The 16524-nt window shown below is 70.7% G+C and carries 16 protein-coding genes; 4 read left to right on the top strand and 12 right to left on the bottom strand.

Annotated elements, in window-relative coordinates:
• The 5 genes from ACWDX9_RS47405 to pstS form a co-directional block, all read right to left on the bottom strand.
• Positions 1-318 (bottom strand): response regulator (locus ACWDX9_RS47405; RefSeq protein ID WP_449967191.1); only part of this gene is annotated, 318 nt, incomplete at its 3' end.
• Positions 318-1094: a phosphate ABC transporter ATP-binding protein PstB gene (gene pstB / locus ACWDX9_RS47400; RefSeq protein ID WP_366315599.1), complete on the bottom strand. Its 777-nt coding sequence runs from the start codon at positions 1092-1094 to the stop codon at positions 318-320. The genes ACWDX9_RS47405 and pstB, both read right to left, overlap by 1 nt.
• A gap of 15 nt (positions 1095-1109) precedes the next feature.
• Positions 1110-1985, bottom strand: coding sequence for a phosphate ABC transporter permease PstA (pstA, locus tag ACWDX9_RS47395; RefSeq protein ID WP_350729247.1), 876 nt, complete (start codon positions 1983-1985; stop codon positions 1110-1112).
• A complete protein-coding gene (gene pstC / locus ACWDX9_RS47390) occupies positions 1982-2962 on the bottom strand; it encodes a phosphate ABC transporter permease subunit PstC (RefSeq protein ID WP_350729249.1) in 981 nt (326 codons plus the stop codon). The genes pstA and pstC overlap by 4 nt, the downstream gene beginning before the upstream one ends.
• A gap of 6 nt (positions 2963-2968) precedes the next feature.
• On the bottom strand, positions 2969-4072 hold the full coding sequence (gene pstS / locus ACWDX9_RS47385; protein ID WP_350729250.1) for a phosphate ABC transporter substrate-binding protein PstS: 1104 nt from the start codon (positions 4070-4072) through the stop codon (positions 2969-2971).
• Positions 4073-4193: 121 nt separating this feature from the next.
• Here pstS and ACWDX9_RS47380 point away from each other — a divergent pair, with 121 nt between their 5' ends.
• Positions 4194-4667 carry a low molecular weight protein-tyrosine-phosphatase gene (locus ACWDX9_RS47380; protein WP_449967186.1) on the top strand — a complete coding sequence of 158 codons (474 nt, stop codon included), beginning with the start codon at positions 4194-4196 and terminating at the stop codon, positions 4665-4667.
• A complete protein-coding gene (locus ACWDX9_RS47375) occupies positions 4654-5439 on the top strand; it encodes a fructosamine kinase family protein (protein WP_449967183.1) in 786 nt (261 codons plus the stop codon). Before ACWDX9_RS47380 ends, ACWDX9_RS47375 begins: the two co-directional genes overlap by 14 nt.
• Here ACWDX9_RS47375 and ACWDX9_RS47370 read toward each other — a convergent pair.
• Positions 5436-6278: a TetR/AcrR family transcriptional regulator gene (locus ACWDX9_RS47370; protein WP_449967180.1), complete on the bottom strand. Its 843-nt coding sequence runs from the start codon at positions 6276-6278 to the stop codon at positions 5436-5438. The two genes, ACWDX9_RS47375 and ACWDX9_RS47370, sit on opposite strands and share 4 nt — an antisense overlap.
• A gap of 63 nt (positions 6279-6341) precedes the next feature.
• Here ACWDX9_RS47370 and ACWDX9_RS47365 point away from each other — a divergent pair, with 63 nt between their 5' ends.
• Positions 6342-8033 (top strand): right-handed parallel beta-helix repeat-containing protein, encoded by a 1692-nt coding sequence (locus tag ACWDX9_RS47365; RefSeq protein WP_449967177.1) that lies wholly within the window; start codon positions 6342-6344, stop codon positions 8031-8033.
• Here the strand turns inward: ACWDX9_RS47365 and hisN are convergent.
• From hisN to ACWDX9_RS47345, 4 genes are all read right to left on the bottom strand, one after another.
• Complete coding sequence (gene hisN / locus ACWDX9_RS47360; protein ID WP_449967175.1) at positions 8023-8856, bottom strand: histidinol-phosphatase; 834 nt, start codon at positions 8854-8856, stop codon at positions 8023-8025. The two genes, ACWDX9_RS47365 and hisN, sit on opposite strands and share 11 nt — an antisense overlap.
• 503 nt (positions 8857-9359) lie before the next feature.
• The gene (locus ACWDX9_RS47355; RefSeq protein ID WP_449967172.1) at positions 9360-10184 is read right to left on the bottom strand and encodes an LLM class flavin-dependent oxidoreductase; all 825 of its coding nucleotides are present in this window, start codon (positions 10182-10184) and stop codon (positions 9360-9362) included.
• Positions 10181-11068: an alpha/beta fold hydrolase gene (locus ACWDX9_RS47350; RefSeq protein WP_449967170.1), complete on the bottom strand. Its 888-nt coding sequence runs from the start codon at positions 11066-11068 to the stop codon at positions 10181-10183. The genes ACWDX9_RS47355 and ACWDX9_RS47350 overlap by 4 nt, the downstream gene beginning before the upstream one ends.
• Positions 11069-11206: 138 nt before the next feature.
• Complete coding sequence (locus tag ACWDX9_RS47345; protein WP_449967167.1) at positions 11207-12100, bottom strand: LysR family transcriptional regulator; 894 nt, start codon at positions 12098-12100, stop codon at positions 11207-11209.
• 85 nt (positions 12101-12185) lie between these two features.
• Between ACWDX9_RS47345 and ACWDX9_RS47340 the strand changes: the two genes are divergently transcribed.
• Positions 12186-13409, top strand: coding sequence for an MFS transporter (locus ACWDX9_RS47340; protein ID WP_449967164.1), 1224 nt, complete (start codon positions 12186-12188; stop codon positions 13407-13409).
• 659 nt (positions 13410-14068) lie between these two features.
• Here ACWDX9_RS47340 and rsgA read toward each other — a convergent pair.
• Together rsgA and aroA are read right to left on the bottom strand one after the other, a co-directional pair.
• On the bottom strand, positions 14069-15112 hold the full coding sequence (gene rsgA / locus ACWDX9_RS47335) for a ribosome small subunit-dependent GTPase A (RefSeq protein ID WP_364260048.1): 1044 nt from the start codon (positions 15110-15112) through the stop codon (positions 14069-14071).
• A gap of 251 nt (positions 15113-15363) precedes the next feature.
• The coding region (gene aroA / locus ACWDX9_RS47330) for a 3-phosphoshikimate 1-carboxyvinyltransferase (protein WP_449967161.1) at positions 15364-16524 on the bottom strand (1161 nt) is incomplete at its 5' end.

The raw sequence follows: 16524 nt of genomic DNA, 5'->3' as shown, positions 1-16524 counted from the left end.
CGCGCGTACCGCCTGCTCGGCGTGGCCCTCGCCGACGCCGAGCAGGACGGGTACGGCGCGCGCCAGCCGTACCGCGCGGACGAACTCCACCGCGTCTATGACCGGCAGCGTGGCCGAGACGAGCACCACGTCAGGCTGCAGGGCTCCCGCCTGGAGAAGGCCCTGAGCCCCGTCGGGCGTGCCTGTGACGGACACGCCCTCCCGTTCGAGCGCCGTGGCGAGGTCTTCCACGACCGCGCCGTCGGGGTCGGCGATGAGCAGTACGGGCTTCGTCCGCGCGTCCCCGAACACCGTGGATGCCGCCTGCTGTTGGGTCATCAGCCGAAGCGCCCCGTGATGTAATCCTCTGTTGCCTTCTGGGACGGGTTGGTGAACATGCGGGACGTCTCGTCCATCTCGATCACCTTGCCGGGCTTGCCCTGCTCGGCGAGGTTGAAGAACGCGGTCCTGTCGCTGACCCGGGCGGCCTGCTGCATGTTGTGGGTGACGATGACGATCGTGTACTCGTCCTTGAGCTTGGCCATCAGGTCCTCGATGGCCAGCGTGGAGATCGGGTCGAGCGCCGAGCACGGCTCGTCCATCAGCAGGACCTGCGGCTTGACCGCGATGGCCCGGGCGATGCAGAGACGCTGCTGCTGACCGCCCGACAGGCCGGCGCCCGGCTTGTTCAGGCGGTCCTTGACCTCGTTCCAGAGGTTGGCGCCCTTGAGCGACTCCTCCACGATCCCGTCGAGCTGCGACTTGCCGATCCGGCCGTTGAGCTTGAGGCCGGCGGCCACGTTCTCGTAGATCGACATCGTCGGGAACGGGTTGGGGCGCTGGAAGACCATGCCGATCATCCGGCGTACCGAGACGGGCGCGACGGTGGGGGCGTACAGGTCCTCGCCGTCGAGCAGGACCTTGCCATCCACCCGGGCGCCCGGGATCACTTCGTGCATGCGGTTGAGCGTGCGCAGGAACGTCGACTTGCCGCACCCGGACGGGCCGATGAACGCGGTGATCGAACGGGGTTCGATGGTCATCGACACGTCCTCGATCGCTTTGTGCGACCCGTAGTACGCGTCGAGACCCGAGACCTGGATCTGCTTGGACATTTCGGCGGTTACCCCCTATCGGCCCCTGGCGGGCGCACGCCACCAGGCGATCAGGCGCGCCACCAGGTTGAGCAGCATGACGATCAGGATGAGCGTGAGGGCGCCGGTCCACGCCCGGTCGATGGCGGTGTCGTTCGGGCGGGCCGCCTGGTCGAACACGAAGAGCGGCAGGCCCATCTGCGGTCCGGTGAACGGATCGTTGTTGATGGAGTTGGTGAAGAACACCGTCATCAGCAGCGGCGCGGTCTCGCCGGCGACGCGGGCCACGGCCAGCATGACGCCGGTCACGATGCCGGTGAGCGCCGTCGGCAGCACGACCTTCATGATCGTGCGCCACTTGGCCACACCCAGCGCGTACGAGGCCTCTCGCAGGTCGTTGGGCACCAGCCGGAGCATTTCCTCGGCCGATCTGACCACGGTCGGCATCATCAGGATCGACAGCGCGAGCGCGCCGGCCCAGCCGGAGAACTGGAAGCCCAGGACGAGGATCCAGAACGCGAAGACGAACAGACCGGAGACGACCGAGGGGATGCCGGTCATGACGTCCACGAAGAAGCTGATCGACCGGCTCAGCCGGCCGCCGTTGCCGTACTCGACCAGGTAGATCGCGGTGAGCAGGCCGATGGGGACCGAGACGGCCGAGGCGAGCAGGACCTGCTCCAGCGTTCCGATGATCGCGTGGTACGCGCCGCCGCCCGCGTCACGGGCGCCGATGCCGCGCATCGAGTGGGTCAGGAACTCGAGGTCGAAGCGGGCCAGGCCGTTGGAGATGACCAGCCAGAGCACCGAGATGAGCGGCACGACGGCAAGCCCGAACGCCAGGTAGACCAGGCCCTGGACGATCTTGTCCTTGACCCGGCGGCTGGTCGAGATGTGCTGGATTGCTGTCATGCGCCGGCCCTCGAGTACTCCTTGCGGCGGTTGATGATCAGGCGCGCTCCCATGTTCACCAGCAGGGTGATGACGAACAGCACCAGACCGGAGGCGATCAGCGCCCCGCGGCCGATCTGGGTCGCCTCGCCGAAGCCGTTGGCGATGTTCGCCGCGATGCTGTTGGCGTGGGGCGTCAGGATCTCGAAAGTGATGTCGAAGGTCGCGGGGAAGATCAGCGCGACCGCGATGGTCTCGCCCATGGCGCGGCCGAGGCCGAGCATGGCGGCGCTGATGACGCCCGGGCGGCCGAACGGCAGCACGGCCATCCTGATCATCTCCCAGCGGGTGGCGCCGAGCGCCAGGGCCGCCTCTTCGTTCATCTTCGGCGCCTGGAGGAACACCTCACGCGAGATCGCCGCGATGATCGGCAGGATCATGATCGCCAGCACGATCGAGCCCGCGAGCATGGTCTTGCCGCCGATGGCGCCCTCTCCGGCGAACAGCGGGAACCAGCCGAAGGTCTCGTTGAGCCACTGGGACGGCTCTCGGATCAGCGGCACCAGGAACGCCAGGCCCCACAGGCCGTAGACCACACTGGGCACGGCGGCGAGCAGGTCGACCAGGTAGCCGAGCCCCGAGGCCAGGCGGCGGGGCGCGTAGTGGGAGATGAACAGCGCGACGCCGACCGCGATCGGGGTGGCGATGACGAGCGCGAGTGTCGAGCTGAGGACGGTCCCGAACGCCAGGGCGGCGATGCCGAACACCTTCTGGCCGTTGGGGTCCCAGGTCAGCTCGGTGAAGAAGGACGCCTTGTTCGCCTGCAGGGCGGGGATCGCCTCGCTGATGAGGAACACGGCGATGGCCGCCATGATCGCCAGCAGGAGGACGCCCGCCGCCGTGGAGAGGAAGCGGAAGGGGCCTTCACCATGGCTGCGCCGCGAGGCGGACCGGCTCATGGCCGGTCCGCCGTCACGGGTCTTCAGATCGTTGGCCATCGGTGGCTAGGAGATCGCCTCGACAGCGGTGCGGACCTTGGTGAGCAGGTCGCCGGCCAGCGGGGCGTAGCCCAGCTCCTTCAGAGCCGCCTGACCCTCGTCACTGGCGGTGTAGGTGAGGAAGCCCTTGACCAGCTTCGTCTCCTCCGCCGACAGGCCCTTCTCGCAGGTGATCTCGTAGGTCACCAGGACGATCGGGTAGGCGCCCGGGGTCTTGGTGGCGTAGTCGATCGACAGGGCGAGGTCGTTGCCGGTGCCCTTGATCGTGGCGGTCTCGATCGTCTTCGCCGCGCTCTCGGGGGTGAGCTCGACGAACTCGTTGGCGCCGTTGGAGACCTTGGCCTTCTGCAGCGACGAGTTCTCGGCGTAGGAGAGCTCGACGTAGCTGATCGCGCCCTCGGTGTCCTTCACGGAGGAGGCGATGCCGTCGGAGCCCTTGGCGCCCTGGCCCTTGGCCTCGGCGGGCCACGCCTTGGCGGGCTCGTAGGCCCAGCCGGCGGTGGCCTTGAGGAACTTGGTGAAGTTGTCGCTGGTGCCCGACTCGTCCGAGCGGTGGAACGCCTGGATCGGGGTGGAGGGCAGCTTGGCGCTGGGGTTGTCGGCCTTGATCGCGGCGTCGTCCCACTTGGTGATCTTGCTGTCGAAGATGCCGCCGAGGGTCTTCGGCGACAGCTGCAGGCCCTCGACGCCGGGCAGGTTGTAGACCACCGCGATGGGGCCGGTCACCATCGGGATGTTGATGGCCTTGCCGGTCTTGCAGCGGGCGTCGGCCTGCGCGGGCTGGTCATCCTTCAGCGCCGAGTCGGAGCCGGCGAAGGCCACCGTGCCCTGGATGAACGCCTGCACACCCGCGCCGGAGCCGCTGGGCTGGTAGTTGAGGGTGACACCGGGGTTCGTGGCCGTGAAGTTCTTCGTCCACTCGGTGATCGCGTTGGCCTGGGCAGAGGAGCCCGCGGCGTTGATCGTACCGCTCAGACCATTGTCATTGCCCGCGGCGGGTGCACTGGCGGAAGTCGTGCTGCCAGCGGGGGCATTGTTGTCTGTGCCGCACGCAGCGAGGGAGAGCGCGCCGACAACGGCTACGGCGGCGAGCCGGCCTGCATACTTCACGGTTGGGTTCCTCCCACTTGGTCCTTAGTCGCTAAGAAAGCTATGCACCGAAGGTGACTGCAGCCCCCTGACAAGGGTGAACGTTCGGTGAACGGGCCCGGTCGCCCCCATGATGGGAGTTATGACTTATCGCGTATGCCTGGTGTGCATGGGCAACATCTGCCGATCCCCCATGGCGGAGGTGGTGCTCCGCCAGACGCTCGCCGAGCGCGGGCTGGGCGACCGCGTCACTGTGGAGAGCGCCGGAACCGGCGGCTGGCACGCCGGGGACCCCATGGACGAGCGGGCGCTGGCCATCCTCGGGCAGCACGGCTATGACGGCTCGGCGCACCGGGCCCGGCAGTTCACCAAGGACTGGTTCGACCGGTACGACCTGGTGCTGGCCATGGACCAGGACAACCTCGCCAATCTGCGGCGGATGGCGCCGGTGGGGGCGGAGGTGCGGCTGTTCCGGTCGTTCGATCCCGCGGCGGAGGAGGGGGCCGAGGTGCCCGATCCGTACTACGGGGGCCGCGAGGGGTTCGAGGAGGTGCTCGCGCTGGTCGAGTCGGCTTCCGAGGGCCTGGCCAAGCACATCGCCGATGAGATCGGCTGAAGAGCTCGGCTCGTCGCACGGCCGGCGACTGCTGAAGGGCGTGCTGGACGACGGGCGCGAGGTGTTCGCCAAGACCGGAGCCGCCTCCGAGGTGTTCGCCTCGGAGGCGGCCGGGCTGCGGTGGCTGGGGGAGGTCACCGTGGTGCCCGAGGTGGTGGAGGTGGGGCCCGATCGGCTGGTGTTGTCATGGGTACGGGAGGAGGCGCCCAGCGCGGCGGCGGCCGAGCGGTTCGGGCGTTCGCTGGCCCGGCTGCACCGGGCGGGGGCGGCCGGCTTCGGCGCGCCGTGGCCGGGGTTCATCGCCGAGCTGCCGATGGACAACTCGCCCTGCCCGGACTGGCCCGGCTTCTACGCCTCCCGGCGGGTGCTGCCTTTCCTGCGGCAGGCGCGGCTGCCTGCTTCTGACGCGGCGCTGGTCGAGCGGGCGGTGGAGAGGTTCGCCGAGGTGGCGGGGCCTGCGGAGCCGCCGGCGCGGATCCATGGGGACCTGTGGAGCGGGAACGTGCTGTGGTCGGGCGGGTCGGGCGTGCTGATCGATCCGGCGGCCCATGGCGGGCATCGGGAGACCGATCTGGCCATGCTGGCACTGTTCGGGCTGCCGTACCTCGATCGGGTGCTGGGGGCCTACCAGGAGGAGTTTCCGCCGGCGGAGGGGTGGCGGGAGCGGGTGCCGCTGCACCAGCTGCATCCGCTGCTCGTTCATGTGGTGTTGTTCGGCGGGTCCTATCGTGACGGGCTGATGAACGCGGTCCGGGCCGTGCTCGCGCTCTAGCCGCTCTTGCGCCTGCGGTAGGCGCGTTGCTGGCAGGCGCGGGAGCAGTAGACGCGGGGGCGGCCGGACGGCGCCGGCTCCAGCGGGGTGCCGCACTCGGGGCATTCTGAGCTTTCATCACGACTTTCGTCACGCTGTCGGATGAGGGCCTCGACGCCGTCGAGCTGGCGGCGCAGGCCGAACTCGAACGAGTCCTCGGGGTGGTCCCAGCCGCCCTCCGTCCAGAGGCGGGAAAGGGTGGGGAAACTGTTGAGGCGCTCGTAGAGGGCGTCGCGGCTGCCCCACCAGTCCTGCTCGGACACGCCGCTGCGGCGCTCCTCGCGCCGGGTCTCGACCAGGATCAGCGCCTCGGCGTCCACGAACCGGCCCAGCATGCCCACGACGGCGATCGCCTCGGAAGGGCGCAGGCCGGTGCCGGTGAGGGTGCTCAGCGTGTGCTCGTAGTAGGCGATGGCGTTGGGGCCGGGGAGGTGGCGGGTGCCGCGTACCTCGGCCACCCAGGGGTGCCGCCGGCGCAGTTGCCAGCCCTGCCTGGCCGCGGCCTCCAGTCGCACCCGCCACCCCTGCCCTGTCTCGGGCTCCTCGGGGGTGCTCGCCTGTTCGCTGTAGGCCTCGTCGACCATCAGGTCCACGAGCTGGTCGCGGCCGGGGACGTGGCGGTAGAGGGACATCGTCGTGAACCCGAGCCGGTCGGCGACCTTGCGCATCGACAGGCCCTCCAGGCCCTCCGCGTCGGCGATCTCGATGGCGGCCCGCACGATCCTGCCCAGGCTCAGGCCGGGTCGCGGCTCGCGATCCTCCTCCCGCCAGAGCAGTTCGACTTCGGGGTCGGTTGTCATGTCGCCTCCTCCTGTTTATGGTGTCTACTACGTGTACGGCATAAACAGCAAAGGCGGTCTGTGATGTTCCACTTCCACGTCGCACCCTCGGGCGACGACTCGGGTCCCGGCTCGGCCGACCACCCGTTCGCCACCCTCGAACGCGCGCGCTCCGCGGCCCGCGAGGCGGCCGGCGGCGCCGTCGTACACCTCCGGGGCGGGACCCACGTGCTGACGGAGCCGTTCTCGCTCGGCGGGGCCGACTCCGGGACGGTCTACCAGGCGTACGGCTACGGCACTCCCGAGCAGGAGGAGGCGGTGGTGAGCGGCGGCCGGCCGATCACGGGCTGGCAGGTGCGCGACGGCGTCTGGACGGCGGAAACCGGCGACCTCGACACCCGCCAGCTCTACGTGGACGACCGCCGGGCCGAGCGCGCCTGGATCCCCGGCCTGCCCGGCGACGCTCGGGCGACCGCCACCGGTTACGTCACGGACGAGCCGCTCGGGTGGCGGAGCCCGGGGGACGTCGAGTTCGTCCACCGGGGCGTCTACCCGTGGACCGAGGCGCGCTGCTGGGTGGCGTCGGTGTCCGGGGACACGGTGGTCACGATGGCGCAGCCGGCGTTCGGGTGGGCCGCCGAGCTGTACAACTCGGTCTGGGCGGGGCAGACGTCGAGCGGTCCGGGGCTGCCGACCAGGGTCGAGAACGACCCGAGCTTCCTGCGCGAGCCCGGAACCTTCGTGCTCGACCGCTCGCGGCCCGGGCGCCACGTGCTGCTCTACCTGCCCCTCCCCGACGAGGATCCCGCTCGTACACGGGTGGTGGCGCCGGTCCTGGAGACGCTGGTGAGCGTGGTGGGGGCGCGGGACGTGGCGTTCAGGGGGCTGGTGTTCGCGGACGCGACGTGGCTGCGGCCGAGCCGCCCGGAGGGGTTCCTGCACTATCACGGGAACGGCTACTACGAGGGCGGCGGTGTCGAGACGGCGGTGCTCGGCGAGGGTGCGTCCGTGACGTATCCGACCGCGTCCGTGACGATTCCCGCGTGCGTGACGTTCGAGGACGCGGTCGGGGCGGAGATCGAGGGCTGCCGGTTCACCCGGCTCGGGGCGACGGGGCTGGGGGTTTCCGGCGGCGCCGAGGTCGTGGTGCGGACCTGCGACTTCGACACCCTGTCGGGCGGCGGCATCGTGATGTCCGGGACGCGGAACGCCGCTGTCGAGGACAACAGGGTTCACCACATCGGGCTCGAATACAGCGGCTCACCGGGGATCGGCGTGACGGGCACGTACGGATGCGTCGTCGCCAACAACGAGGTCAGGGACGTCCCGCACTGCGGCATCACCGTCGGCCCCGGTGAGGGGACCCAGGTCCTGCGCAACCTCACCGTGGACACCATGGGGACGCTGGCCGACGGGGGCGGCATCTACCTGTCCGGGGTGCAGGGCGACTCGGCTGACAACCAGGCCCTGGTCCAGGGGAACGTCATCAAGGACACGCGGACGCCGTACAACTTCGGGCTCTACACCGACTACGGCGCCTCGTGGGTGACGGTCGAAGGGAACGTCGTCATGCGGGCCGACAACACCTCCGTCCTGGAGGTCGGGCCGCCGCTGGAGAACGTGATCTACCGGGGCAACTTCTGGGACGCCGACCCCATCGGCCACGACAACCCGCCGAGCGGGGTCCGTTACGAGGACAACGTGACGATCAAGGACGGGGCCGCGCTGGACGCCGCCACCGCCGCCATCCAGTCCCGGGCGGGACTCAGGAGATGATGGAGGTGCCGTTGAGGCGGTCGATCACCTCGGTGTGCAGGATGCCGTTCGTGCAGACCAGGCTGCCGCCCTCCAGGCCCTTCACGCCGGAGACGTCGGTCCACTTGCCGCCGGCCTCCTCGACGATCACGGTGAGCGCCGCCATGTCCCACGGCGACAGCTCGGGCTCGGCCGACAGGTCCACCGATCCCTCGGCGACCATCATGTGCGACCAGAAGTCCCCATAGGCCCGGGTGCGCCAGCAGGCTCGGCTGAGGTCGAGGAAGTTGTCGAGCTTGCCCGTCTTCTCCCATCCGCCGAAGCTGGAGTACGAGAACGACGCGTCCTCCAGGCTCGACACGGAGGACACCTGCATCCGGGACGCCTTCGTCAGGCTCTTGCCGGTCCACGCGCCGCCCTCGGTCGCCGCCCACCACCGGCGGCCCAGCGCGGGGGCCGACACCAGGCCGACGACGACCCTGCCGTACTCCATGAGCGCGATCAGGGTCGCCCAGACGGGGACGCCGCGCACGTAGTTCTTCGTGCCGTCGATGGGGTCGATGATCCAGGAACGGGCGCCCCAGCCGGTCTTCCCGAACTCCTCGCCCACCACGGCGTCGCGCGGCCTGGCGCGGCGCAGCGTACCCCGGATGGCCTCCTCCACGGTGCGGTCGGCATCGCTGACCGGCGTCAGATCGGGCTTGGTGTCGACCTTGAGATCGACCGCCTTGAACCGCCGCATGGTCAGGTCATCGGCGGCGTCCGCCATGACGTGGGCCAGCCGGAGATCATCGTTGTAACCCTGCACGGTCGCCCACGCTACCGTGTCCGCCATACAGAACATCAGTCACCAACGCCCCTTTTCTGGTAACGGTGTCCATCTCGCGCGTGTCGCCACCACCCAGAACGACGGAACGGCGCGGGGTGAGGCGCCCGCCGGGCTGGGGCGGGGCTGGCCGGCGGTGGGTGGTGGGACCACGGCGCAGTGTCGGGGCGCGGCGACGGTGCGGCGGTGGTGCGGCGACGGTGTGGCGACGGTGTGGCGGTGCGACACGGTGTGGCGGTGCGGCGGCGTGCGGCAGGACGGCGGCGATGGCGCGGCGGTGTGGAGCGCGATGATGCGGTGCGGGGCGGTGGCGCGCTCTTGGCGAACGGCGTGGCCGTCCCATGGAGGACAGGCAGTCAGGGCCGGATTCGGGTGAGCCATCGCCTGCCGCGCGCTGCGCCGGATGAGCGCGCGCCGGCCGTCGCTGTGCGCCCGCAGCCGATGTCGAGCACGCGATCGGCGGTCCGGACGTCAGCGGCCGCACGTTGTAGCGCCCCAGCCCGGCGTCGTGGTGGAGCGGTTCAATCGCCGCCCGGATTCGCTGGGCCGTCGCGGAGTACACCGCGCACCGTGTCGAGCCGTACACCCGGGTCGAACTCCGTCAGCCACCAGGTCGCGCCAGCGGCGGCATACGGCAGTGGGTCGACGCCGGAGGGCAGGCTGATGGCGATGTCGTACGAGGCCATCTCGCCATGTCGCAGTTCGGTGAGGGTGCCGACGACCTCGGCGAGCTGGTCCGGGTGCTCCAGATTGATCGGAAAGAAGCCGTCGAGCCGGGCCGCCCGGCGGATCGGCTCGACGTTGCCGGGGAATCCGGCGGCCCACACCGGCACACCGGGCCGCTGAACCGGCCGCGGCAGGAACGTGATGTCGTCGACGGTGTATGTCTCGCCGCGATGGCGCACCGGCTCGCCGGACCAGGCGGCGGCCAGGATCGCCAAGGACTCGTCGAGCATCCGCCCCCGCTGCCGGTCGTCGAGCTGCTCGCCGGTCTTGGACAGCTCGCCGCCGAACCGGTCGCTTCCGAGACCGACACCGAGGGTGAGACGGCCGTCGCTCAGCTGATCCAGTGTCGCGGTCTCCCGCGCCACCTTGGCCGGCCGCCGACGGGCGAGCGTCGACACCATCGGGCCGAGCCGCAGCCGCTCGGTCGCGGTCGCGATCGCCGCCAGCGTGATCCACGAGTCGGCGACCTGCTGGACCGGCGCCCGCCAGGACAGGTGATCCCACACGAAGCAGCCGTCCCACCCGGCTTCCTCTGCTTCGGCGGCCAGGTTCGCCACCGCCCGCGGGTCGGCGAGCTCGTCGAAGAGCGGCAGCCAGAGTGCCGATCGCAGCCGGTTCACGGGCGCTCTCCTTCGGAGACCGAAAGGATCTCTGCAATCGCGATGTCCCAGAGCTCCGGCGGCGGCATCTGGTGCCCCATGCCTTCGAGGGGGACGAGCCGTGCTTGCGGGATCTCCTGTGCCAGCGCCTCGCCGTGCCCGTATGGGAGCAGCGGGTCCGCGGTGCCGTGCAATACCAGCGTGGGCACCGCGATCTCACCGAGGCGGGCGCGGACGGGCTCGCCGCCGGCGAGCTGCCAGTGGTTCTGCGCCGACGCCGGGGACGGGCTGCGGTCCCAGACACGGCCGACGACGCGGCGCAGCCGCTCCTCCTCGACGGGGATGGCGCCCGCGAAGGTGCGCTCACCCTCGATGTAGTACGCGATGACGGCCTCGCGGTCGGACCAGTCGGGCGCCTCGTCACCGCCCTCGGCGAACCGCTTCGCCAGCTCGGCGCTCATCGGCGGCAGGTCAGGGCGAGTGGGGTCGCCGGGCCCGCCCGGGCTGGTGGCGATGAGCGTCAGGGAGGCGACCCGGCCGGGGTGGTGCACCGCCAGGTGCTGGGCGATGCCGCCGCCCATGGAGACGCCGACTATGTGGGCGGCCGCGATGCCGAGTTCGTCGAGCAGGCCGACGGCGTCGTCGAGCAGGGCGTCGCTTCCGTACGGCGGTGCGCCGGGCGGGAAGGTTGTGGAGCGGCCCGTGTCCCGGGTGTCGTACCGGATGACGTGCCGCCCGCCGGCGGCGAGGCGCTCGCAGAACTCATCGTCCCACCAGTCCATCGACGCCTCGGCGCCGCCGATGAGCAGCAGGGCGGGTGCGGCAGGGTCGCCGAATGTCTGAGCGCAGAGCTCTACGCCGTTGATTTTAAGGAGTTGCTCGGGGTGATCTTGATGACCGTTCATGTCCGGCACGCTAAGCCTCGCGGCCCCATCGCGAAAAGCCATGATTTCCGATTGAATCAATCGCTTACAGCGATATAGCCGCTGCCGCTGAGCCCTTCCACGCGGCGAGAGTCGCGCTCTCCCGCGACTCGTCCGATGTCACATCTGGCCGGCCAGCTCAGTGGCGGCTTCGACGGCGATGTCGATGGCTCGGGCCGCGAGGGGCGACTGGGTGCGCCCGGCCGGCCAGTACAGATACCACGTGCAGGCGGGCGACGGCCGCAGTCGATGGATGCTGAGCTGGTCGTCGGACCAGACATCGGAGCCCTGGAGGGCGAGCCAGGGCAACACCGCTGAGCCCAGGCCCACCCGTACCATCGACACGACGGTGTCGTGACCGGCCGTTCGGAACACGATCCGCGGCCGGGCGCCCGCGCCGGCGAGCTCCCGTTCCAGCCATCTTTGGTGGACGGTGGGCGGCCAGGCGACCATGGGAGCGTCGTCGAGCAGCTTCACCGGGACCGGACCATCGGGGAACGCACCTGCGCCGGCCACCAGGAGGTACGGCTCGTCGAACAGCTCGACGTGCTCGACGTCGCCGTCGATCCGATCGTAGTGGAACAACAGGTCAAGATCTCCGATCCTCGGATCCTCCGGTCCCACCTCCGACAGCCGGATGTCGCAGCCGGGGTGCTCGCTCAGCAGCCGGCGCACGACGGCCGGCAGGATCAGCTTGGTCGCGCCCTGGAAGGTGCCGATGTCGATCCGGCCGTTACCCGCCTTGAAGCGATCGACGGCGTCGGCCAGCGCCTCCGACTTCGTGAGCAGATCGCGCCCGTGGGCCAGGACCACCTCGCCAAGGGGAGTGGTCCGTACCGGCCTGGGACCTCCGGGCCGGTCGAAGACGGCGCCGCCGACGGCCTTCTCCAGTGCGGCGATCTGCTGGCTTACCGACGACTGGGTGTAGCCGAGGCGAACCGCCGCTCGGCCGAACGTTCCCTCCTCGGCGATAGCGGCCATCGTCCTCAGGTGGCGCAGCTCAACGTCAGCCATAACGTCAGAGTATCGCGAATCGCGATTGATTTGATCGGAAGTAATCGCTTTTCTTGATGTCCTAGGTGATCTTAGTGTCATCGGCATGACGACCTACGACACACCCGCTCCGACCGCGATACCGCTGGGCCGCCGGCTGTCCCGCCTGCGATTGGACCTGCCCAGCCTGGTCTGGTCCCTGGCGGCGACTCATTTCGTGAGCCGCGCCGGCGGAGTCGCGCAGTCGTTCCTCGTGCTCTATCTGACGCAGGAGCAAGGGCTGACGCCGACGACCGCCGGCGCGGTGGTGGCGGCGACGGGAGCCGGAGGCATCGGATCCCAGGTGCTCGGCGGCTGGCTGGGCGACCGGATCGGACGACGCCACACCATGCTGGTGGGGTTCCTGGGAACCGCCGTGACGCTTGTCGCGCTCGGCTCGGCCGACACGGTGCCGGTGATCTGGGCGGCGGCACTCGGTGTCGGGCTGATGGCGGACCTGTTCCGCCCGGTTGGGTCGGCGGTGGTGGCCGACCTCCATCCGAGCCAGCGGGTCCGGGCCTTCGGGTTGCTGTTCTGGGCGGCCAACCTCGGCTTCTCCATCGCCACGATCACCGCGGGGGTCCTGGCCCGGTATGGGTATGGACTCTTGTTCTGGATCAATGCCACGGCCTCGATCATCGCGGCGCTGATCGTCTGGCGCCGGATTCCCGAGACCCGGCCGGCGACACCGAATCAGCCCCGCCGAGCGCTGCTGCCGGTGCTCCTGCGCGACCGGCTGATGATCGTCATGGTGTTGATCTACGTCGCCTATTTCACCCTGTTCCTGCAGACCTTCGCGACGCTACCGCTCGTCATGACGGCAGACGGTCACGGCCCCGCGACCTACGGCGCCGTGCTGGCTCTGAACGGGATCGTCATCGTGGTAGGCCAACCACTGGCGGTACGGCTGCTTGCCGGTCGCGACCCCAGCTCGGTGCTGGCCGTGTCCATGCTCCTGGCCGGTGCCGGCGCCGGTTTGGGCGCCCTCGTAGAGAGTGGTGTCGGCTACGCGGGATCGGTCCTGGTCTGGACCCTCGGCCAGATCGGCATCGCCGTGATGTTCGGCGCCACCTTCGCCGGCCTCGCACCGGCGGACCTGCGCGGCAGGTACATGGGCATCGCCTCCGCCACTTGGAGTGTCGGCGCCGTGTTCGGCCCGCTGGCCGGCACCGTACTGCTCGACCATGCCGGACGGACGGCTCTGGCAGCGGCGTGCGCGATCACCGGGATCGCTCTCTTCGCCGCCCAGCAGGCGCTCGGCCCGGCGCTCCGCCGCCGAAGCGGAAGCTGACCCACGCCCGTCTGTCCGCTGTGAAAGTCTCGGTTTTCGGTACGGGTACCACCCTCGCTCCAGCTCAGGAAGAGCAGCCCTCCTCCGCGGCTCTGCCCTCGTCTCCACGCGCTGTCGGACGACAAGGTCGCCGCCGTGACCAAGTGATCCACTGACGACAAACCGCTCAGGCCATCGCACCCTCTTGCGCCTTCAGCACACAGAGATGGGTTCGTTGGATCATCCGCGACTGCTACCGGGCCCCCTCTCGGCGAACGGCGGGGCCGGTGACGATGGCACCGCAGCCCTTCGACCGCCGACCGCGGTGCACTGCGTCACCCCCAGGGCGCTTCGCTTGGCGGTCGGGCGCGAGCCGTGCGAGTGGCGGTCAGGCAACGCCTCAGGAGCGCCGTGGCCGCGCGCAAGGGGGCGTCGGCGGCGGGCGCGTTGCGTTGTGCGCCGCTGCACGGCGTTTTGCCGGCCGGGGTGCTCGGTGGTGGGTTGCGGGGTGGCGGGACGGCGGCGGCGCCTTCGGGAGCGCCGTGGCCGGTGTGCAGGGGGCGTCTGCGGCGTCGGCGGGCGGGTCCCGGTCGGTGCGCGGAGGTCCGTGTGGCGTCGGCGGGCGGGTTCTGGTCGGTGCGCGGAGGGCCGTGTGGCGTCGGCGGGCGCGTCTGCGCGCGTTAGGGAGTGTCGTCGAGTGTGCCTTCGCGGCTGGAGAGGAGGCGGCGGAGGGATTTGAGGCGGGTGGGGTCGGCGTTGCCGGCGGCGACCCAGGCGTCCAGGGCGCACTCCGGGCCCAGGTGCGTGCAGCCCTTCGGGCAGTCGACCGTGCCCTCCACCAGGTCCGGGAACGCGGCCAGGACCGTTTCCATGGACACGTGGGCCAGGCCGAAGCTGCGTACGCCCGGGGTGTCGATGATCCAGCCGCTCTCCGGCAGCTCCAGCGCCACGGCCGAGGTGGAGGTGTGGCGGCCGCGGCCCGTTACGGCGTTGACCTGGGAGACGGCGCGGTTGGCGTCGGGGACCAGGGCGTTGACCAGGGTGGACTTGCCGACGCCCGAGTGGCCGACCAGGACGCTGACGCGGCCCTTCAGGTGGTCGCGGAGCTCCTCCAGGGAACCGCCCTTGTGCACGACGACATGCGGGACGCCCAGCGGCTCGTAGAGGGCCACCAACTCGTCGGGCGGGGCGAGGTCGGACTTGGTGAGGCAGAGCAGGGTGTCGATCTCGGCGTCGAACGCGGCCACCAGGATGCGGTCGATCATGCGGGGCCGGGGCGGCGGGTCGGCCAGGGCGGTGACGATGACGAGCTGGTCGGCGTTGGCCACGACCGGGCGCTCGATGCCGTCGGTGTCTTCGGTGTCGTCGGCCGAGCGGCGCAGCATCGACGTGCGGGGCTCCACGCGGACGACCCTGGCCAGCGTGTCCGGGCGGCCCGAGACGTCGCCGACGAGGGCCACCCGGTCGCCCACCACGATGCCCTTGCGGCCCAGCTCGCGGGCCTTCATGGCCACCACCAGGCGCCGCTGCGGCTGCTGCTTGCGTTTCTGCGCGGACCCCTTCGGGCGCTCGGGCTCGACCAGCGTCGTGTAGCGGCCGCGGTCCACGGCCACCACGAAGCCTTGGACGGCGTCCTCGTGCGCAGGACGGATCCGGGTCCGCGGCCTGGAGCCCTTGCCCGGCCTGACCCGTACGTCGTCTTCGTCGTACTCCCGCTTCTTCAGCGGTCTGCTCCCATGTCCTCGCTCGCTTTCGCTCGATGACCTGCGCGGTCGCCCCCGGTCAGGCCGGAGACGCGTCGTCGGCCGGCCGGTGCTGATGGGGGATCGGACGCCGCCGCGGGCAGGCCGGGGTGGCGTCGTGTCGGTGGATCTTTGTCTCGCCGTACAGGCGGCGGACCCTCACGGACCGCCCTTTTCCGACGTGCCCGGCGTTTCCGGTGCGAAACCCGCGCCCGAGGGCAGGTACCGCCGGGTCACCGGGCCTCCAACATGCCGTCCCACATCCGGACGAACTCCGGCAGGGTCTTGGCGGTCGTCGCGATGTTCTCCACCTCCACGCCGGGCACCCTGAGGCCGATCACGGCTCCGGCCGTGGCCATGCGGTGGTCGTCGTAGCTGAGGAAGGTGCCGCCGTGCAGCGGGCGGGGGCGGATGATCAGGCCGTCGGCGGTCTCCTCGGCGTCGCCGCCCAGCCGGTTGATCTCGGTGGCGAGCGCGGCCAGCCGGTCGGTCTCGTGGCCGCGCAGGTGGGCGATGCCCCGGATGCGGCTCGGCGTGGTCGCGAGCGCGGCGAGGGCGGCGATGGTAGGCGTCAGCTCGCCCACCTCGTGGAGGTCGGCGTCGATGCCGGTGATCTCGCCCGTGGGCCGCCCCGTGACCACCAGGTCGGCTCCGTCGGGGGAGCGGGTCACGGTGGCGCCCATCGCGGTGAGGAGGCCGCGCAGGGCGTCGCCGGGCTGCGTGGTGCGCTCCGGCCAGGTGGGGATCGTCACCGTGCCGCCCGTGACCAGGGCGGCGGCCAGGAACGGGGCCGCGTTGGACAGGTCGGGCTCCACCGTCATGTCTCTGGCCGCGATCGGGCCGGGCTCGACGCGCCACACGTCGGACTCGCTGTCGTCGACCGTGACGCCCGCCGCCCTGAGCATCTCCACGGTCATCTCGATGTGCGGCTGCGAGGGCACCGGCGGGCCGACGTGGCGGATCGTGATGCCCTTCTCGAACCGCGCCGCCGTCAGCAGCAGCCCCGACACGAACTGCGACGAGCCCGACGCGTCCAGCGTGACCTCGCCGCCCGCCAGCGGCCCGCTGATCGTGAACGGCAGCGCGTCGTTGTCGATCCTGGCGCCCAGCGAGCGCAGGGCGTCGAGGATGGGGCCCATCGGACGCTTGCGCGCGTGCGGGTCGCCGTCGAAGGCGACCGGGCCGTCGGCCAGGGCGGCCACCGGCGGGACGAACCGCATGACCGTGCCGGCCAGGCCCGCGTCGATGCTCGCGCCGCCCCGGATCGGGCCCGGCGTCACGTGCCAGTCGACCCCCGCGGCGCTCTCGTCGGCGGGCTCCAGCGTGGCGCCCAGGGCCCGCAGGGCCGACGCCATCAGGTCCGCGTCGCGGCTGCGCAGCGCCCGTCGCACGAC

The organism is Nonomuraea sp. NPDC003201 (genome assembly GCF_053590415.1).
This window is presented reverse-complemented; position numbering and strand designations above follow the sequence as displayed.